Below are 18,666 nucleotides of genomic sequence, written 5' to 3'. Positions count from 1 at the left end.
GGCTATGACTGCCACCCCCGCGCCCACCGCGTCCCCCGCCTCGTCCGTGTCCCGGCCGGACCTCACCGACCTCCTGCACGCGGCCGTCACCGCGGTCGGCGGCACCGAGCGCCCCGGTCAGGTCGCCATGGCCGAGGCCGTCGCCGAAGCCATCGACGGCACCTCGCACCTGCTGGTCCAGGCGGGCACCGGCACCGGCAAGTCCCTCGGCTACCTCGTGCCCGCCCTGGCGCACGGCGAGCGGGTCGTGATCGCCACCGCGACCCTCGCCCTCCAGTGCCAGCTCGTCGAGCGGGACCTGCCGCGGACGGTCGAGGCCCTGCACCCGCTGCTGCGCAGGCGCCCGGAGTTCGCCATGCTCAAGGGCCGGTCGAACTACCTGTGTCTGCACCGGCTGCACGAGGGCGTGCCGCAGGAGGAAGAGGACGGGCTCTTCGATCCGTTCGAGGCGGCGGCCCCCACCAGCAAGCTCGGCAAGGACCTGCTCCGCCTGCGCGACTGGTCCGACGAGACCGGGACCGGCGACCGGGACGACCTGACCCCGGGCGTCTCGGACCGTGCCTGGTCCCAGGTCTCCGTCACCTCGCGGGAGTGTCTGTCCGCCTCGAAGTGCGCCTACGGCGCCGAGTGCTTCGCGGAGGCGGCGCGGGAGCGGGCCAAGCTCGCCGAGGTCGTCGTCACCAACCACGCGCTGCTGGCCATCGACGCCATCGAGGGCGCCCCGGTCCTGCCGCAGCACGAGGTGCTGATCGTCGACGAGGCCCACGAACTGGTCTCCCGGGTCACCGGCGTGGCCACCGGCGAACTCACCCCCGGGCAGGTCAACCGCGCCGTCCGGCGCGCGGCCAAGCTGGTCGACGAGAAGGTGGCCGACGCCCTCCAGACGGCGGCCGAGGACTTCGAGCGGCTGATGGAGCTGGCCCTGCCCGGCCGTCTGGAGGAGATCCCCGAAGACCTCGGATTCGTCCTGATGTCCCTCCGGGACGCGGCCCGCACGGTCATCTCGGCGCTCGGGAACACCCGGGACAAGTCCGTCCAGGACGAGGACGCCGTCCGCAAGCAGGCGCTCGCCGCGGTGGAGACCGTCCACGGCGTCGCCGAGCGCATCGTGGAGGGCTCCGAGTACGACGTCGTCTGGTACGAGCGGCACGACCGCTTCGGCGCCTCGCTGCGGGTGGCGCCGATGTCGGTCTCCGGCCTGCTGCGGGAGAAGCTCTTCAACGAGCGTTCCGTGGTGCTCACCTCGGCGACGCTCAAGCTCGGCGGGGACTTCAACGGGGTCGGCGCCTCACTGGGCCTCGCGCCGGAGGGCGTGACGGGGGAGGACCTGCCGGAGTGGAAGGGCGTGGACGTCGGGTCGCCCTTCGACTATCCGAAGCAGGGCATCCTCTACGTCGCCCGGCACCTCTCCCAGCCTGGCCGGGAGGGCGGCCGGGCGGACATGCTGGACGAGCTGGCCGAGCTCATCGAGGCCGCGGGCGGACGGACGCTCGGGCTCTTCTCGTCGATGCGGGCCGCGCAGGCCGCGGCCGAGGAGCTGCGCGGGCGGCTCGACATGCCGATCCTGCTCCAGGGCGAGGACACGCTCGGCGAACTGATCAAGACCTTCTCCGGTGATGCCGCCACCTGCCTGTTCGGCACCCTCTCGCTGTGGCAGGGCGTCGACGTACCCGGGCCCGGCTGCCAGCTGGTCGTCATGGACCGGGTGCCCTTCCCGCGCCCCGACGATCCGCTGATGAGCGCCCGGCAGCGGGCGGTGGAGCAGGCGGGCGGCAACGGCTTCATGGCCGTCGCCGCGACCCATGCCGCCCTGCTGATGGCGCAGGGCGCCGGCCGTCTGGTGCGGGCCTCGGGCGACCGGGGAGTGGTGGCGGTGCTCGACCCGCGGCTGGAGACGGCGCGCTACGGGTCGTTCCTGCGCGCTTCCCTGCCGAATTTCTGGTACACGACGGACCGCAATCAGGTGCGCCGCTCGCTGGCCGCCATCGACGCGGCCGCGAAGGCGGAGAATCGCTGAGGCGGCATTTCCGATCGCAATCCAGGGGCCGGGAAACCGGGCCGGATTCGTTCGGCGGAGCCGTGCGGGGAATGGGCGGGGGGACGGCCGGATAACCACCCCCGGCCCCGGGGTTCGGGGGCTGTCCGGTGACCTGAGCCGTCCGTCCCCGTCATGGCGCCGGTCCCGTCAGGGCAAGGGAGAGCCCCGGAACCGGCGCAGTGATTCCGGGGCCCGGTCTCGGTGCGCTCAGACCCGCCGCAGCACGGCGACGACCTTGCCGAGGATGGTCGCCTCGTCGCCGGGAATCGGCTGGTAGGCGGCGTTGTGCGGCAGCAGCCACACATGCCCGTCCTCGCGCCGGAAGCGCTTGACCGTCGCCTCTCCGTCAAGCATCGCGGCCACGATGTCACCGTTCTCCGCGACCGGCTGACGGCGGACCGTCACCCAGTCTCCGTCGCAGATGGCAGCCTCGATCATGGAATCGCCGACCACCTTGAGGACGAACAGCTCACCGTCGCCCACCAGCTGCCGGGGGAGCGGGAAGACGTCCTCGACCGACTCCTCCGCGAGGATCGGACCACCGGCCGCGATCCGGCCGACCAGCGGGACGTACGAGGCGGCGGGCTTGCCGGTGGTGTCGGTGGGCTGGGAGCTGGGCTGGTCCGAGCCGCGCACCTCGTAGGCGCGGGGCCGGTGCGGGTCCCTCCGGAGGAAACCCTTGCGCTCCAGCGCCATGAGCTGGTGCGCGACCGAGGAGGTGCTGGAGAGCCCCACCGCCTGGCCGATCTCGCGCATGGACGGTGGGTAGCCGCGGCGCTGCACGGAGTCCCGGATGACCTCGATGACGCGCCGCTGCCGGTCCGTGAGGCCGGAGCTGTCCGCGCGGATTCCGGGTGGCCGTCCGGGGAGCGAGCGGGCCGGCTTCTGGCCCTCGCTGTTCATGGTGGTGTCGTTCATCGGGTGTGTCTGGTCGAGTCGGTTCTGGGAGCGGTCCTGGGCGGTGATGGTGGCGCTGTTTGCGGTGGTGGTCACGTCGGCCCCTCTCGAAATGTTCTCCCTAGCTGGACAACGGTAGTTGCTTTCGAAAGGTTGCGCCAAACACACGTTCGAGTGAAATATCGCTGATTCGCTGACTTGATCAGACGTGAGGGTGTACGAGCGAAGATCAATTCAGCCCGTCACCGGCTCCGGCGGGCCCGCTTCCGGGAATTCCCGGGTGCGGCCCGTTCCCCCGGATCCGCTCCGGCGCCTTCCGGCCCTCCCGGTAATTCCCGCAATTCGCGGGACCGGCCGCAATCCGCGGGCCGGTGGCGCCGACCGTACGCCGGGCCCGTGTCCGGGGTGCCGGGAACGCCGGGTGGCGGGGATCGGTTCCGGGGCTGCGCCTGTCGTGTGGTGCGCGGTGGCACCAGTGTGTCATCCGCGGTGTCGTCCGCGCCCCTGTGGGTCCGCCGTCGCGCCGCTCGCGTACCCTCGTCGTCGGCCCCGCGGCAGCCGTTCGACGGCCTCCCGGGCGCCTCTCCCCGGCGCTCCCGCCGGCTCGGAGACCGTCCGCACCGACGGGCCGCCGTGCGACACGCGCTGGGCCCGCTTGGCCACCGGACACCAGATCTAGTGGTTTGATTGCGGCAGCCGCCCACAAGTTGTGGTCGGCGACCGATCCCGGTCATCCCCACCCGTGGCCATCGCCTATGCTGGGGACTGCTTCGCGGGGGCCCTGTTCAAGGGCCCGCCGGAGCCGTGGATCGTGCACGTCCCGGGGGCTCCCGGGGATTCTCGTCGAGGGTGAAAGAAGGTGGAGAGCCGTGCACTGCCCCTTCTGCAGGCACCCCGACAGCAGGGTCGTCGACAGCCGGACCACGGACGACGGTTGCTCGATCCGCAGGCGCCGTCAGTGCCCCGACTGCTCCCGCCGGTTCACGACGGTGGAGACCGCGTCCCTGATGGTGATCAAGCGGAGCGGGGTCACCGAGCCCTTCAGCCGCACCAAGGTGATCTCCGGTGTGCGGAAGGCGTGCCAGGGCCGCCCCGTCACCGAGGACGCCCTGGCCAAGCTCGGCCAACGGGTCGAGGAAGCCGTGCGTGCCACCGGCAGCGCCGAGCTCACCACGCACGACGTCGGGCTCGCCATACTCGGCCCGCTCAAGGACCTCGACCTCGTGGCCTATCTGCGGTTCGCGTCCGTGTACCAGGCGTTCGACTCGCTCGAGGACTTCGAGGCCGCCGTCGCCGAACTGCGCGGCAGCATCCCCGGCGCCCCCGACGGCGCCGGCCAGGAGGGCCGGGACGGCCCCGCGAAGGACACCGGCGGCCGCGGCGGGGACCTCGACGTCCCCGCGCCCGCCACCGCCGCCGACTGAGCGGCGTCATACGAGACCTGCCCGGTGCGCTCCCGCGCACCCGGGCGAACGACACACATCGCGCCATGGAAGAAATGTGCGCACAAGGGCGTTTTTGCCCGGTAGAGGGAGGCGGCATGACAGAGACGACGAGCGGCCCGGCACGAGGTTCCCGCTCCAAGGGGAACAAGGGCGGCAAGGGTCTGCGCATCGAACGCATCCACACCACCCCCGGCGTGCACCCCTATGACGAGGTGGTCTGGGAGCGTCGTGACGTCGTCATGACCAACTGGCGCGACGGCTCCATCAACTTCGAGCAGCGCGGCGTGGAGTTCCCCGACTTCTGGTCGGTGAACGCGGTCAACATCGTCACGAGCAAGTACTTCCGGGGCGCGGTCGGCTCCCCCGAGCGCGAGGCGAGCCTCAAGCAGCTCATCGACCGCGTCGTGCGGACCTACCGCAAGGCCGGTGAGGAGCACGGGTACTTCGCCTCCCCGGCGGACGCCGAGATCTTCGAGCACGAGCTCACCTACGCCCTGCTCCACCAGGTCTTCAGCTTCAACTCGCCGGTCTGGTTCAACGTCGGCACCGCCCAGCCGCAGCAGGTCTCGGCCTGCTTCATCCTCTCCGTCGACGACTCCATGGAGTCGATCCTCGACTGGTACAAGGAAGAGGGGATGATTTTCAAGGGCGGCTCGGGCGCCGGCCTCAACCTCTCCCGCATCCGCTCCTCCAAGGAGCTCCTCTCCTCCGGCGGCAACGCCTCCGGCCCGGTGTCGTTCATGCGCGGCGCCGACGCCTCCGCCGGCACCATCAAGTCCGGCGGAGCCACCCGCCGCGCGGCCAAGATGGTCGTCCTCGACGTCGACCACCCGGACGTCGAGGCCTTCATCGAGACCAAGGTGAAGGAGGAGGAGAAGGTCCGCGCCCTGCGCGACGCCGGGTTCGACATGGACCTGGGCGGCGACGACATCACCTCCGTCCAGTACCAGAACGCCAACAACTCCGTCCGCGTCAACGACGAGTTCATGAAGGCCGTCGAGACCGCGTCGAAGTTCGGTCTGCGCTCGCGCCTCACCGGTGAGGTCATCGAGGAGGTCGACGCCAAGGCGCTGTTCCGCAAGATGGCCGAGGCCGCCTGGGCCTGCGCCGACCCGGGCATCCAGTACGACGACACCATCAACCACTGGCACACCTCGCCGGAGTCGGGCCGGATCACCGCGTCCAACCCGTGCAGCGAGTACATGCACCTGGACAACTCCTCGTGCAACCTCGCCTCGCTGAACCTGATGAAGTTCCTCCGCGACGACGACCAGGGGAACCAGTCGTTCGACGCCGAGCGCTTCGCCAAGGTCGTCGAGCTGGTCATCACGGCGATGGACATCTCCATCTGCTTCGCCGACTTCCCGACCGAGAAGATCGGCGAGACCACCCGCGCCTTCCGCCAGCTGGGCATCGGCTACGCCAACCTCGGCGCCCTGCTGATGGCCACCGGCCACGCCTACGACAGCGACGGCGGCCGCGCCCTGGCCGGCGCCATCACCTCGCTGATGACCGGCACGTCCTACCGCCGCTCCGCCGAGCTGGCCGCGGTCGTCGGCCCGTACGACGGCTACGCCCGCAACGCCGACGCCCACCGGCGCGTCATGAAGCAGCACGCCGACGCCAACATGGTCGCCAAGCGCATGGACGACCTGGACAGCCCCGTCTGGGCGGCGGCGACCGAGGCGTGGCAGGACGTGATCCGTCTCGGCGAGAAGAACGGCTTCCGCAACGCCCAGGCGTCCGTGCTGGCCCCCACCGGCACCATCGGCCTGATGATGGACTGCGACACCACGGGCGTCGAGCCGGACCTGGCCCTGGTCAAGTTCAAGAAGCTCGTCGGCGGTGGCTCGATGCAGATCGTGAACAACACGGTCCCCAAGGCCCTCAAGCGTCTGGGCTACCAGCCCGAGCAGGTCGAGGCGATCGTCGCCCACATCGCCGAGCACGGCAACGTGATCGACGCCCCGGGCCTGAAGGCCGAGCACTACGAGGTCTTCGACTGCGCCATGGGCGAGCGCGCGATCTCCGCCATGGGCCATGTGCGCATGATGGCCGCCGCGCAGCCGTTCCTCTCCGGCGCGATCTCCAAGACGGTCAACCTGCCCGAGTCGGCCACCGTCGAGGAGGTCGAGGAGGTCTACTTCGAGGGCTGGAAGACGGGTCTGAAGGCCCTCGCGATCTACCGCGACAACTGCAAGGTCGGCCAGCCGCTCTCCGCCAAGAAGAAGGAGGAGGCGAAGACCGAGGAGACCGCCCCCGCCGCAGCGGAGAAGGTCGTCGAGTACCGTCCGGTCCGCAAGCGGCTGCCGAAGGGCCGCCCGGGGATCACCACCTCCTTCACGGTGGGCGGCGCCGAGGGCTACATGACGGCCAACTCCTACCCGGACGACGGCCTCGGTGAGGTCTTCCTCAAGATGTCCAAGCAGGGCTCGACCCTCGCGGGCATGATGGACGCCTTCTCCATCGCCGTCTCCGTGGGCCTCCAGTACGGCGTGCCGCTGGAGACCTATGTCTCGAAGTTCACCAACATGCGCTTCGAGCCGGCCGGTATGACGGACGACCCGGACGTGCGGATGGCGCAGTCGATCGTCGACTACATCTTCCGCCGCCTGGCGCTCGACTTCCTGCCCTTCGAGACCCGCTCGGCGCTCGGCATCCACTCGGCCGAGGAGCGCCAGCGCCACCTCGACACCGGCTCCTACGAGCCGTCCGACGAGGACATGGACGTCGAGGGTCTCGCACAGTCCGCCCCCCGGCAGACCACCGAGGCGCAGCGGCCCGAGGTCCAGGACCGGCCCGCGGCCGCCGTCCCGGCCCCGAAGCAGGCGCACAACTCCACCGAACTGGTGGAGATGCAGCTCGGCCTGAACGCCGACGCCCCGCTGTGCTTCTCCTGCGGCACCAAGATGCGCCGCGCGGGCAGCTGCTACCTCTGCGAGGGCTGCGGCTCGACCAGCGGTTGCAGCTGATATCGGGTAGCGGGTATCGGGTTCCGGACATCGGGCGGAATCACGTCGGACGCGGCTCGCGCGTGAATTGAGCCGCCGTTCCCGGAGGGCGTCGACCACTGGTCGGCGCCCTCCGGCGCGTCGGTGGCCGGGCGGCGTGGAATCCCGTCCGACAGCTTCCCGTCGGGCTTGCGGGTACGGGGCCGTGGCCACGGAAGAAGCTCGGTCGTGGGTCTTTTGGATTCGGTCGCGCGGAATTGCCGGCAGACGCTGCGGAGCGCGGGAGTCCGCGGGGAAAGCGCTCCGAGAATTGTGCCTTGCGTGTATGGCCGCGCGTCCGGAAGGCGTCGCGCGCTCCTCCGTGACGCGGAGTGCATTCCTGTCCGCTGGGGGGTGGCGGCCTCTTGATATCGGCGCATTCATGTTCCCCGCGCGTCTATGGGCCGTGGTGCAGCAGGCGGATCCGGGGGTGCGAAGAACGGCGGCGGGCCGGGCGGGGTTCGGCGATGCGCTCCGGTGGCGCCGTCGATGAACGGTGAGTAACGGGAGGGGAGTTGCCCCGGGGGCCGGAGCCGCGCGGTGGGGCGTGGTCGGGTGCCGGGGCGGCGCGCCGGCCGTCCCGGCGCGCTCCTCCGCGGCGTGATGCGGGCCACTGTCCGCCCCGTACGATGACCCGGTGCTGATCAAGTGGATTCGCTGCACCGTGGTGGACCGCCGCGGCTTCGACCGGGCGCAGCGGAAGTGGGCGGGGTTGCTGGGGGAGCCGGGCTTCCGGGCGCAGGGAGGCGGGTGGAGCAGGGGGCGCCCCGATGTGGTGCATATCTTCAACTTCTGGGAGAGCAGGGCGTTCTACGACTCCTTCATGGCGCGCTCGCACGACCGGTTGGCGGCCGCTCAGGCCGGTACGTACCGAGACATCCGTGTGCGGTTGTTCGAGCACTGTCTGGACGTCAAGGTGGGTTTCAGCCCCCAGTTCACGGATGCGGACGTGGTGCGGATCGCGCATTGCCGCGTCCGGGAGGACCGTGAGGAGCACTTCCGGACGACGCAGGAAAAGGTGTGGAATCCCGCGATGGCGGGTTCGCCCGGGATGGTGCGCGGCATGATGGGCGAAGCGCCCGGCCCGGAATTCCTGGTCCTTTCGATGTGGAACTCCGAGGCCGAGCACGGCAAATACCGCGCGGAACGCGTGGAGCGGCTGGCGCTGCGGGCCCAGCTGGAGGCGGACGTGGAGGCGATCGACGGGGACGTCGTCGGGGTGGAGCCCTCCTGGGTCGTGTGAGGGGCGCGGCTTCGCTCAGTTCACCTCCGCTTCTTCGGTCGTCGGGCCGGTTTCTTCGGAGGTGAGGGCCGTGCAGGCGCCCGCCCGGGCGGCGGCCAGGGCGAGCGCGGCCGCCTGGTCCGCGACGGCCCGGTCGAGGGGTTCGCGGGTGATGAACAGCCGGAAGAACAGGGGGGCGCTGACCGCTCGCGCGAGGGTGCCCGGGTCGGTGTCCTCGGGGACCTCGCCGCGTTCGACGGCCCGGGCGACGAGGGGTGCGCAGCGCCGGAAGCGCTCGTCGTAGAAGGCCCGGAGGGCCCGTGCGGCACGGTCCGACTGGAACGCGGCGGCGATGAACGCGGCCGGGGCCGCCGCTGCCGACGGATCGCCGAAGGTGTCGAGGACCTCATGGGCGAGGGCCTTGAGGTCCCCGTGCAGGGATCCCGTGTCGGGCGGGGTCCAGGTGTCCTCGCCGGCCAGGTCGAGGGCGTCGGCCACCAGCCCTTCGACGCCGCCCCAGCGCCGGTAGAGCGTCGTCTTGTGGACGCCCGAGTGCTCGGCGACGTATTCGACGGTGAGGCCCGGGTAGCCGTGGTCGACCAGTCCCGCGAGGACGGCGTCCCGGACGGCGGCGCGGGTCCGTGCGGTGCGGCCGCCGGGCCGGACGGTGCCAGGGGTCCGGGGCGGGTCGGCATCCGAAGACAATTGCAACTCCAGTTGTGTTAGCGGTCGAGGTGTGCCATGCTTCATCGTAACGCGACGCAGGTTGCGTTTGACGGTTCGATCGTCGAAGGGGGAGGTCCGGATGTCAACCCAACTGTCCTTGCGCGAGGTGTCCGTGTCCCGTGGGGACCGGCCGCTGCTCGACGGGGTCTCCCTGGCCGTGCGGCCGGGGGAGCGTATCGGGCTGGTGGGCGAGAACGGAGCGGGGAAATCCACTCTCCTGCGTCTGCTCGCGGGTGTCGAACCGCCCGACGAGGGCACGGTGGTGGCCGACGCCGACGGAGGAATCGGCCACCTCCCCCAGACCCCCCGGCTGCCGCCCGGCGGCACCGTGGCCGACGCCGTCGACGAGGCGCTGGCCGAACTGCGCGCGACCGAATGCAGGCTGCGCGAGCTGGAACCCGTCCTGGGCTCCGGGGACGCGGAGGCGATGGACGAGTACGGGCGGCTGCTCACCACGTTCGAGGCCCGCGGCGGCTACGAGGCGGACGCCCGCGTCGACAAGGCCCTGCACGCTCTCGGACTCGCCCGGACCGGCCGTGAACGGAGACTGGACACCCTGTCCGGCGGTGAGCAGGCCCGCCTCGGTCTGGCCTGCCTGCTCGCCGCGGCGCCCGAGGTGATGCTGCTCGACGAACCGACCAACCACCTCGACGGCGCGGCCCTCACATGGCTGGAGGACACCCTCAGGGCCCATCGGGGCACCGTCGTGGTCGTCTCGCACGACCGCACCTTCCTCGAACGCGTCGCCACCGCCGTCGTCGAGGTCGACGCCGACCGGCGCACCGTCGTCCGCCACGGCGGCGGATACGCCGGTTTCCTCGCCGAACGGATGGCGGCCCGCCGCCGCTGGGAGCAGGCGTACGAGCGCCGGCAGGCCGAGATGGAGGCGCTCGCCGAGGCGGCCTCCGTCACGGCCCGGCGCGTCGCTCCGGGGCGCGCCATCAAGGACGGCAACAAGATGGCGTACGACCGGGCCGGGGGCCGGGTCCAGTCCTCGGTCGCCGGCAAGGTCCGGAACGCCGAGGAGCGATTGCGCAGACTCCGGGCGGATCCCGTCGCCCGCCCGCCGGAGCCGTTGCGCTTCGCCGCCCGTCCCCTGCGGGCGGGGGCGGACGGACTCCTGGCGACACTCGACGGGGTGCGGGTCGGCGACCGGCTCCGGGTCGACTCGCTCCGGATCGAGGCCGGTGGCCGGCTGCTGGTGAGCGGTGCCAACGGGGCCGGCAAGTCCACGCTGCTGCGGGTGCTGGCGGGGGAGACCGCGCCGGACGCCGGCGCCGTGACCCGACGCGGCCGGATCGCCCACCTCTCCCAGGAGATCCGGGTCGACCGGCCCGCCGACCGGCTGCTCGCCGCCTTCGGACGCGGGCTGCCCGGGACGCCCGACGAACAGCGCGAGGCGCTGCTGTCCTACGGCCTCTTCCGCGAACGGGATCTGCACGTGCCGGTGGGATCGCTGTCGGACGGCCAGCGCCGCAGGCTCGCCCTGGCCCGCCTGCTCGCCCGGCCCGCCGACCTGCTGCTGCTCGACGAGCCCACCAACCACCTGGCGCTCGGCCTGGTCGAGCAGCTGGAACAGGCGCTCGCCGCCTGGCCGGGGGCGCTGGTCGTCGTCTCCCACGACCGGACGCTGCGCAGTCGCTTCACCGGTCGGCAGTGCGAGATACGGGACGGACGGCTGCTGGGCGACACCACCGGATGACGCGGCCGACCGGGGTTCGAACTAGGGTGGCGCCATGGCACGGCCCCGGCGCATCGTCCTCCTCCGGCACGGCGAGTCGGAGGGCAACGTCGACGACACCGTCTACGAGCGCGAGCCCGACCACGCCCTGAGCCTGACGGCCCTGGGCCGCCGGCAGGCCGAGGAGGCGGGGGCGCGGCTGCGGGAGCTCTTCGGCGAGGAGTGGATCTCGGCCTATGTCTCGCCCTACCGCCGGGCCCACCAGACCTTCCACGCACTGGGGCTCGACCCCGGCCGGGTCAGGGTCCGGGAGGAGCCGCGCCTGCGCGAGCAGGACTGGGGGAACTGGCAGGACCGGGACGATGTACGCCGGCAGAAGGCGTACCGCGACGCCTACGGCCACTTCTTCTACCGGTTCGCCCAGGGGGAGTCCGGGGCCGATGTCTACGACCGCGTGGGCAGCTTCCTGGAGAGCCTCTGGCGCAGCTTCGAGGACCCGGAGCACCCGCCCAACGTCCTGCTGGTGACCCATGGACTGACCATGAGGCTGTTCTGCATGCGATGGCTGCACTGGTCGGTCGCGGAGTTCGAGTGCCTGTCGAACCCGGGCAACGCCGAGAGCCGGATGCTTCTCCTGGGGGCCGACGGGCGGTATCACCTGGACCGGCCGTTCGAGCGCTGGTGTACCCCTGAATCGTACGGCTTCACCGATTAGAGTTCGCTGCGATGACCGCTGACCGATTCCACCGGGCCCTCGCCAGCCTGCGCGGGCTTGCCGTGGGCGACGCCCTCGGCTCCCAGTTCTTCGTCCCCGCCAACTACCCCTCCCTCAAGCGCCGCCAACTGCCGCCCACCCCCTGGCAGTGGACCGACGACACCGAGATGGCCTGCTCCGTGCTGGCGATCCTCGCCACGCACGGCCGCGTCGACCAGGACGCGCTGGCCCGGTCCTTCGCGGAGCACCACGACTTCGACCGGGGCTACGGCCCGGCCGTCGGGCGGATGCTCCGGCTGATCAGGGAGGGCGGTGACTGGCGCGAGCTGGCGGCCGCGGTGTTCAAGGGGCAGGGCTCCTGGGGCAACGGCGCGGCCATGCGCATCGCCCCCCTGGGCGCCTGGTACGCGGGCGACCCGGAGCAGGCCACGCACCAGGCGGAGATCTCGGCGTACACGACGCACCAGCACCGCGAGGCGGTGGCGGGAGCCATGGCCGTCGCCGCCGCGGCCGCCCTCGCGGCGGAGGCGGACGGGGTGGCGGTCACCCGGGAGGAACTCCTGGACGGGGTGATCGCCCTGGTCCCGCGCAGCGCCGTGCAGGCCGGGCTGCGCCGGGCCCGCGACATGCTCGACTACGACGACGCGACGACGGTCGCGGCCGTGCTCGGCTGCGGCCGCCGGACCAGCGCCCATGACACCGTGCCGTTCGCCCTCTGGTCGGCGGCCCGGCATCTCGGGGCCTTCGAGGCGGGATTCTGGGCGACGGCGGCGGTGGGCGGCGACGTGGACACCACGTGCGCCATCGTCGGCGGAGTGATCGCGGCGGCCGGCCGCGGCGCCCCGCCCGCCGCCTGGCTGCGCGGCACCGAGGCCCTGCCCGGCTGGCTGCCGGCCGCTCCCGGCTGACCGGCCGGACGGAAGATGGGACGAAGAGGGGGCCGGGGCGGCGCCCGCGGCTCCCGAGGCGTACCCTTGCTGGCGCCATGCCCTACGAACCGCCTACCCACAGCGTCGAACGCTCCTTGCGGGCGACGACCGGAGCCAAGATCGTCGCCGGCGTCGACGAGGTCGGCCGGGGCGCCTGGGCCGGTCCGGTCACGGCCTGCGCGGCCGTCACCGGTCTCCGCCGGCCGCCGGAAGGGCTCACCGACTCCAAACTGCTGACCCCCAAGCGCCGCCACGCGCTGGCCGGCCGGCTGGAGTCGTGGGTCACCGCCTACGCCCTCGGTCACGCCTCCCCCGAGGAGATCGACGAACTGGGGATGACGGCGGCGCTCCGGCTGGCGGCCCGCCGGGCCCTGGACGGCCTTCCGGTGCGGCCCGACGCCGTCATCCTCGACGGCAAGCACGACTACCTCGGCGAACCATGGAGGGTCCGCACGGTCATCAAGGGCGACCAGTCCTGTGTGGCCGTCGCGGCGGCGTCCGTGATCGCCAAGGTCAGGCGGGACGCCATGATGGCCGAACTGGGCGCGGCACACGAGGACTTCGGATTCCGCGACAACGCGGGATACCCCTCGCCGGTGCATCGCGGGGCCCTGGAACGGCTGGGCCCCACACCGCACCACCGGTTGTCGTGGGCCTACTTGGACGCACTGCCCCGGTGGCAGCACCTGAAGCGACCGCGCTTCGTGGCCGGAGGCCCCGAAGCCCCCGCGGGCCGCGGAGGGGCTGCCCTGGAAGCCGGCGGCCAGCTCGGCTTCGACTTCTGACCGTAGAAGTGCCACCCGCCGATGCGACTCGCACCGGCGTTTGATAGACATCGACTTATGCCTCTCATCCCCGAGGAGCCTCAGATTCACGAGAGTGTCCCGGGTCCCCGCGCTGTCCCGGCCGCCGGCCGCGCCGCGTCGACCCCCCGCCCCGTTCCTGGCCCCCGTCCGGCCCCCCGGCCCGGCCCCCGCGACGCGCGTCCGGTGCCGGCTCCGGCGGCCCGGCCCACGCCGCCGGCGTCCGCGCCGCCCGTCGCCCCGCAGATCCAGCTGATCCCCGCCGCCGCGGAGGGTGCCCTGGACGCCGCGGACGAGGCCGTCGACCTGCTGCTCGACACCGGCCGCGCCCCCGGCGACATCCTGGTGCTCACCACCGGGGACGCCCACCCCTGGGCCGCCCACGAACTGTCGTTCGGCGAGGCGTCGTACTGGGCGCAGCACGATGCCGCGGACGACGTCTTCTACGCGGACGCCGGCACCGACCGCGTCGCGCACCGCCCCGTCGTGGTCGTCGCCGTCAACGGCGGTTCCGACGCCGAGGTGTCCCGGGCGCTGCCCGCGGCCCTCACGCGCACCGGTGCCCTGCTGGTCGTCTGCGGCGACAGCGCCAGGGTCAACAACCTTCTGACGGCGGGCGTCTGAGGAGTGGCCCCCCGCGGTGGCGCCGGTTCCGGCGCCCCGCGGGCCACCCTCACCGCGCCGGTGGCGTGCGCGTCACCGGACCGCGGCGTGCCGGAGCGCCGTCGGCGCCGGAAGGCCAGCGTGCGTCGGTCCGGGGTGGCACGCCGAGGAGCGGGGGCGTCGTCCGCTCCTGCCCTCGCCGAGGATCCGCCAGCCCGCCCCGGTCAGGGTGATGTACGCGCCGCACCGCAGCCCGTGGAGAACACAGGCGTCGCGCAGCGCCCACATCCAGGCACCGTCCATCTCGGTCCAACGACCGTCCCCCTCACGGCAGTAGAGCAGCACCGCCGTGCGCACCGGTGAACGTCTGCGCAGGTCGTGCGGGATCACCCGGCGCAGCTGTGCCAGGAGGGCGTTGCGCAGCTCCCAGCCGTCGGAGGTGACCGCCCGGCGGGTGAAGGAAGCGCTGGCCGCCAGCCGTTCGTCGGGCCCGAGGACGGCGACCACGGCCGTGCGCGGGGTCGGCAGGTGCCGGGCGTGCAGACCGGTGACGACCTCACGGGGGTTGCGCAGCAGGGGAATTCCCGCCGCCGCCCACGCGGCGGGCTCCAGCACGCGGCCCGGCCGGGAGGAGGCGCGCGGGGACGGGGACGGGACCGAGCCGTAGGCCATGACTCTCCCTTCGCCTGCGTGCCCGTGGAACCCACAGAACGTCAGCAACGAGGAACAGCGGACGGCAGCCCGGCGGGCCGCGAACGGGCGGAAGCGGGGAGCCGGTCCAATTCTCGCGGCCCCACCCGCCACACGGCAACGATCAATTGGCGCCAGTGACCGGTATCGGGTGGTGCGATTCCGGATCCCGCCGACCCTCCCCGTACGTCCGCCGCGTCAGCCCTGCACGGCCAGCACCAAGGGGAACACCTGGTCCGCGCCCGCCCGTCGCAGCAGCCGGGCCGCGACCGCGAGGGTCCAGCCGGTGTCCGCCAGGTCGTCCACCAGCAGGACCGGACCGCGCGCCCCGGCCAGCCGCTCCGCGAGGGCCGGCGGCACGGTCAGCGCCCCGTCCAGGGCCCGCAGCCGCTGCGCGCTGTTGGTGCGCGGCACCCGCAGGCCCTCCGCGTCCTCGCGGTAGGCGACGGAGCCCAGCAGGGGCATCCGCCCGACCGCCGCGATGTGTTCACCGAGCGAGCGGATCAGCTTCGGCCTGGTGCGGGAGTCCACGACGACGACGCCCACCGGCCGGCCCGGAGCGTCGGGAGCTCCCGACGCCCAGCCGCCGGGCCCCCGGGCCCAGTCCGCGAGCACCGTCACCACGGCCGCCGCCACATCGTCCGGAACCGTGCCGTCCGGGCTCTGCGCCGCCAGCAGCGGACGGAGCCGGTTGCCCCAGCCGATGTCGGAGAGCCGCCCCAGGGCCCGGCCGGGAGCGGCCTGTTCGCCCGCGGGGATACGGCCCTTGAGGTCCACACCGACCGCGGGCATACCCGTGGGCCACATCCTGCGCGGTTCCACCTCCACGCCCGGACGCCCCAGCTCGCCCCGGGACGCGTCGAGCGCCTGACCCGAGACCTCCGCGGTGAACCGGGGACCCGCGCAGTTGTCGCACCGCCCGCAGGGAGCCGCCTGTTCGTCGTCCAGCTGACGGCGCAGGAACTCCATCCGGCACTCCGTCGTCGTCGCGTACGCGCGCATGGCCTCCTGCTCCGCCGCCCGCTGCCGGGCCACCCAGGCGTAGCGCTCCGCGTCGTAGGACCAGGGCCGGCCGGTCGCCGTCCAGCCGCCGCGCACGCGCCGCACGGCGCCATCCACGTCCAGGACCTTGAGCATGGTCTCCAGCCGCGACCGGCGCAGCTCCACCAGCGGCTCCAGGGCGGGCAGGGACAACGGCCGGTCCGAGGCCGCCAGCACGTCCAGCGTGCGGCGGACCTGCTCCTCGGGCGGGAACGCCAGCGACGCGAAGTACTGCCAGATCGCCTCGTCCTCCCGGCCGGGGAGCAGCAGCACCTCCGCGTGCTCGACGCCGCGCCCGGCGCGGCCCACCTGCTGGTAGTAGGCGATGGGGGAGGAGGGCGAACCGAGGTGGACCACGAAGCCGAGGTCCGGCTTGTCGAAGCCCATGCCGAGCGCGGACGTCGCGACCAGGGCCTTGACCCGGTTGGCGAGCAGGTCCTCCTCCGCCTGCTGCCGGTCGGCGTTCTCCGTCTTGCCGGTGTACGCGGTGACAGTGTGCCCGCGCCGGCGCAGGAACGTGGTCACCTCCTCCGCCGCGGCGACGGTCAGCGTGTAGACGATGCCCGAGCCCGGCAGCTCGGCCAGGTGGTCGGCGAGCCAGGCCAGCCGGTGGGCGGCGTCCGGGAGGCGCAGGACGCCGAGGCTCAGGCTCTCCCGGTCGAGCGGCCCGCGCAGCACCAGCGCCCGCTCGGCCCCCTCGCCCGTCCCGAGCTGCTCGGCGACGTCGGCGGTGACACGGGCGTTGGCCGTCGCGGTGGTCGCGAGCACCGGCACCCCGGGCGGCAGGTCGGCCAGCATGGTGCGCAGCCGGCGGTAGTCGGGCCGGAAGTCGTGGCCCCAGTCGGAGATGCAGTGGGCCTCGTCGACGACCAGGAGACCGGTGGCTGCGGCCAGCTTGGGCAGCACCTGGTCCCGGAAATCCGGGTTGTTGAGCCGCTCGGGGCTCACGAGGAGCACGTCGACCTCACCGGCGGCGACCTCCGCCTGCACGGTGTCCCACTCCTCGGGATTGGCGGAGTTGATCGTGCGGGCGTGGATCCCCGCCCGCGCCGCCGCCTCCACCTGGTTGCGCATCAGCGCGAGCAGCGGGGAGACGATCACCGTCGGACCGCTGCCCCGCTCGCGCAGCAGCGCGGTGGCGACGAAGTACACCGCCGACTTGCCCCACCCCGTGCGCTGGACGACCAGGGCCCTGCGGTGGTCGGCGACCAGCGCCTCGATCGCGCGCCACTGGTCCTCGCGCAGCCTGGCCGTACCGGTGGCGTCACCGACGAGTCGGGCGAGGACTGCGTCCGCTGCGGCGCGGAGGGCTTCGTTGCTCATGGACCCATGCAACACGAGGCCACTGACATCGCGCGACCGAGGCCCCTCGAAGCCCTCTCATCCACAGGGATTCGTACGACAATCTGCGGGAAATCCACAGGCCTGGCGGGCGCGAACCGCTCTGCGGGACGCTCGGGCCATGGCCAACCATGACGAATCAGCCCGCCCCGCACACCTGCCCGTCTCCCCCTGGGAACCGCCGCCACCGGGGCACGTCACCCTGCGCACCCCGGCGGAACTGGCCGACGCGCTGCCGTACCTGCTCGGCTTCCACCCGAACGACAGCATCGTCCTCATGGCGCTGCTCGGCGAACAGAAGCGCTTCGGCGGCCGCCTGCGGCTCGGCATTCCCGCCGCACCGGAGGAATGGCCGGAGGTCTGCGACCAACTCGCCGAGACGCTCGTCACCAACTGTTCGAAGCGCGGCACCCCGCCGGACGGGATCGTCCTCTACCTCTGCAAGGACCCCGCGGACGGCGAGACCGCCCAGGCCGTGATGGAACGGCTGCGCCCCCTCGCCCAGCGGCTCCGGATCGCCTGCGGCGCCCTCGACGTACCCGTCTACGAGGCGCTGTGCCTCTCGGACGGCCGCTGCTGGTCCTACTGCTGCTCCGACGCCCGCTGTTGTTCACCCGAAGGGGTACCCCTGGCGATCCCCGGCACCTCCGTCATGGCGGCCGCCGCGGCCTACGCAGGCATCCGGGTGCGCGGGAGCCTGCGCGAGATGGAGGCCCGCCTGATGCCGCGCGCCGGGCAGACGAACGACGAACAGAAGCAGGCCTTGGACGCCGCCACGGCCCGCCTGGTCCCGCGCTTCCTCGGAGGAGAGTGCGAGGCGGTGCGCCAGGAGACCCTGGACCTGGCGGAACAGGTGCTGCGGCGCTTCGACGAGGCCCCCGCCCTCCCGGACAAGGAGGAGTCGGACGTCCGGGACGACACGCTCGTCACGGCCGGGGAAGTGGCCTCGCTCGTCATCGGCCTCCAGGACCGCGCCGCCCGGGACCGGGCCGCCGAATGGATGGAGGGTCCGCGCACCCCCGCCGTCCTGCGCCTCTGGCGCGCCCTCGCCCGCCGCTGCGTCCCGCCGTACACGGAACACGCCGCCGCCCCGCTGACCCTCGCGGGCTGGGTGGCCTGGTCCACCGGTGAACAGGCCGAGGCGAGGGTCGCCCTCGGCCGCGCGCTGACCGCCGACCCCGACTACCTCTTCGCCCAGCTCCTCCAACACGCCTGCAACGAGGGCCTGGACCCGGAGTCCCTGCGGAGCTGCCTGCGACAGGAGCGCGCCGACCGGGCCCTCTGCGAGGCCACCGTCGAGGCGGCCGACACCCCGGCACCGGCCGGCCGGACGGACGGCCCACGGCCGGAGGGACGGCCCACGGGGCGGGCGACCGTGCCCCGCACCCGGCGCCGGAAGCCGTCCGGGGACGCGGCGCGGCCCCGGCGGACGAGCGGTGACGCCCCCGTGGGTGGTCCGGGAGGCAAGCCGCGGATGCGGCGGCAGCCGGACCGGCGCGCCGCACGCGACCGGCGGTGACGCCCGTCACGTGCGGCCCGGCGTGA

The 18,666-nt window shown here is 72.8% G+C and carries 14 protein-coding genes; 10 read left to right on the top strand and 4 right to left on the bottom strand.

The window, feature by feature from the left end; all coding sequences use genetic code 11:
* The first annotated feature begins 4 nt into the window (after positions 1–4).
* Positions 5–2,017, top strand: coding sequence for an ATP-dependent DNA helicase (locus HN013_RS03225; RefSeq protein ID WP_171162689.1), 2,013 nt, complete (start codon positions 5–7; stop codon positions 2,015–2,017).
* Between the two features lie 228 nt (positions 2,018–2,245).
* Here the strand turns inward: HN013_RS03225 and lexA are convergent, their stop codons facing one another.
* Positions 2,246–3,031, bottom strand: coding sequence for a transcriptional repressor LexA (lexA, locus tag HN013_RS03220; protein WP_171162688.1), 786 nt, complete (start codon positions 3,029–3,031; stop codon positions 2,246–2,248).
* Between the two features lie 773 nt (positions 3,032–3,804).
* Here lexA and nrdR point away from each other — a divergent pair.
* The 3 genes from nrdR to HN013_RS03205 all read left to right on the top strand — a co-directional run bounded on the left by nrdR (position 3,805) and on the right by HN013_RS03205 (position 8,613).
* Positions 3,805–4,359 (top strand): transcriptional regulator NrdR, encoded by a 555-nt coding sequence (gene nrdR, locus HN013_RS03215; protein ID WP_171162686.1) that lies wholly within the window; start codon positions 3,805–3,807, stop codon positions 4,357–4,359.
* Between the two features lie 116 nt (positions 4,360–4,475).
* A complete protein-coding gene (locus HN013_RS03210) occupies positions 4,476–7,352 on the top strand; it encodes a vitamin B12-dependent ribonucleotide reductase (protein WP_171162684.1) in 2,877 nt (958 codons plus the stop codon).
* A gap of 655 nt (positions 7,353–8,007) precedes the next feature.
* Entirely contained in the window at positions 8,008–8,613 is a 606-nt protein-coding gene (locus tag HN013_RS03205; protein WP_171162682.1) for a YdbC family protein, read from the top strand.
* Between the two features lie 15 nt (positions 8,614–8,628).
* Here HN013_RS03205 and HN013_RS03200 read toward each other — a convergent pair whose 3' ends face one another.
* A complete protein-coding gene (locus HN013_RS03200) occupies positions 8,629–9,303 on the bottom strand; it encodes a TetR/AcrR family transcriptional regulator C-terminal ligand-binding domain-containing protein (RefSeq protein ID WP_398978173.1) in 675 nt (224 codons plus the stop codon).
* 94 nt (positions 9,304–9,397) lie between these two features.
* Here HN013_RS03200 and abc-f point away from each other — a divergent pair, with 94 nt between their 5' ends.
* The 5 genes from abc-f (at position 9,398) to HN013_RS03175 (ending at position 14,070) form a co-directional block, all read left to right on the top strand.
* Positions 9,398–11,020 carry a ribosomal protection-like ABC-F family protein gene (abc-f, locus tag HN013_RS03195; RefSeq protein WP_171162678.1) on the top strand — a complete coding sequence of 541 codons (1,623 nt, stop codon included), beginning with the start codon at positions 9,398–9,400 and terminating at the stop codon, positions 11,018–11,020.
* Between the two features lie 34 nt (positions 11,021–11,054).
* Positions 11,055–11,714, top strand: coding sequence for a histidine phosphatase family protein (locus HN013_RS03190; protein ID WP_171162676.1), 660 nt, complete (start codon positions 11,055–11,057; stop codon positions 11,712–11,714).
* A gap of 11 nt (positions 11,715–11,725) precedes the next feature.
* Complete coding sequence (locus HN013_RS03185) at positions 11,726–12,622, top strand: ADP-ribosylglycohydrolase family protein (RefSeq protein WP_171162674.1); 897 nt, start codon at positions 11,726–11,728, stop codon at positions 12,620–12,622.
* 77 nt (positions 12,623–12,699) lie between these two features.
* Entirely contained in the window at positions 12,700–13,428 is a 729-nt protein-coding gene (locus HN013_RS03180; RefSeq protein WP_171162672.1) for a ribonuclease HII, read from the top strand.
* A gap of 57 nt (positions 13,429–13,485) precedes the next feature.
* Positions 13,486–14,070 (top strand): hypothetical protein, encoded by a 585-nt coding sequence (locus HN013_RS03175; protein WP_171162670.1) that lies wholly within the window; start codon positions 13,486–13,488, stop codon positions 14,068–14,070.
* A 72-nt stretch (positions 14,071–14,142) separates the two neighbouring features.
* Here HN013_RS03175 and HN013_RS03170 read toward each other — a convergent pair whose 3' ends face one another.
* The gene (locus HN013_RS03170) at positions 14,143–14,721 is read right to left on the bottom strand and encodes a hypothetical protein (protein ID WP_171162668.1); all 579 of its coding nucleotides are present in this window, start codon (positions 14,719–14,721) and stop codon (positions 14,143–14,145) included.
* Between the two features lie 216 nt (positions 14,722–14,937).
* A complete protein-coding gene (locus HN013_RS03165) occupies positions 14,938–17,103 on the bottom strand; it encodes a RecQ family ATP-dependent DNA helicase (RefSeq protein WP_171162666.1) in 2,166 nt (721 codons plus the stop codon).
* 139 nt (positions 17,104–17,242) lie between these two features.
* Between HN013_RS03165 and HN013_RS03160 the strand changes: the two genes are divergently transcribed.
* Positions 17,243–18,640, top strand: coding sequence for a DUF4192 domain-containing protein (locus HN013_RS03160; RefSeq protein WP_171162664.1), 1,398 nt, complete (start codon positions 17,243–17,245; stop codon positions 18,638–18,640).
* The last annotated feature ends 26 nt before the right edge of the window (positions 18,641–18,666 follow it).

This window comes from Streptomyces sp. I05A-00742 (genome assembly GCF_013055795.1).
Taxonomy (GTDB): Bacteria; Actinomycetota; Actinomycetes; order Streptomycetales; family Streptomycetaceae; genus Streptomyces.
Note: the sequence above shows the minus strand (reverse complement) of the source record. Positions and strands in the feature narration are given on the sequence as shown.

Coding starts and splice junctions, on each gene's coding strand:
- HN013_RS03225 (WP_171162689.1), top strand. CDS start 5: ATGACTGCCACCCCCGCGCCCACCGCGTCCCCCGCCTCGTCCGTGTCC.
- HN013_RS03210 (WP_171162684.1), top strand. CDS start 4,476: ATGACAGAGACGACGAGCGGCCCGGCACGAGGTTCCCGCTCCAAGGGG.
- HN013_RS03185 (WP_171162674.1), top strand. CDS start 11,726: ATGACCGCTGACCGATTCCACCGGGCCCTCGCCAGCCTGCGCGGGCTT.
- HN013_RS03175 (WP_171162670.1), top strand. CDS start 13,486: ATGCCTCTCATCCCCGAGGAGCCTCAGATTCACGAGAGTGTCCCGGGT.
- HN013_RS03170 (WP_171162668.1), bottom strand. CDS start 14,721: ATGGCCTACGGCTCGGTCCCGTCCCCGTCCCCGCGCGCCTCCTCCCGG.
- HN013_RS03160 (WP_171162664.1), top strand. CDS start 17,243: ATGGCCAACCATGACGAATCAGCCCGCCCCGCACACCTGCCCGTCTCC.
- HN013_RS03190 (WP_171162676.1), top strand. CDS start 11,055: ATGGCACGGCCCCGGCGCATCGTCCTCCTCCGGCACGGCGAGTCGGAG.
- abc-f (WP_171162678.1), top strand. CDS start 9,398: ATGTCAACCCAACTGTCCTTGCGCGAGGTGTCCGTGTCCCGTGGGGAC.
- HN013_RS03165 (WP_171162666.1), bottom strand. CDS start 17,103: ATGAGCAACGAAGCCCTCCGCGCCGCAGCGGACGCAGTCCTCGCCCGA.
- HN013_RS03180 (WP_171162672.1), top strand. CDS start 12,700: ATGCCCTACGAACCGCCTACCCACAGCGTCGAACGCTCCTTGCGGGCG.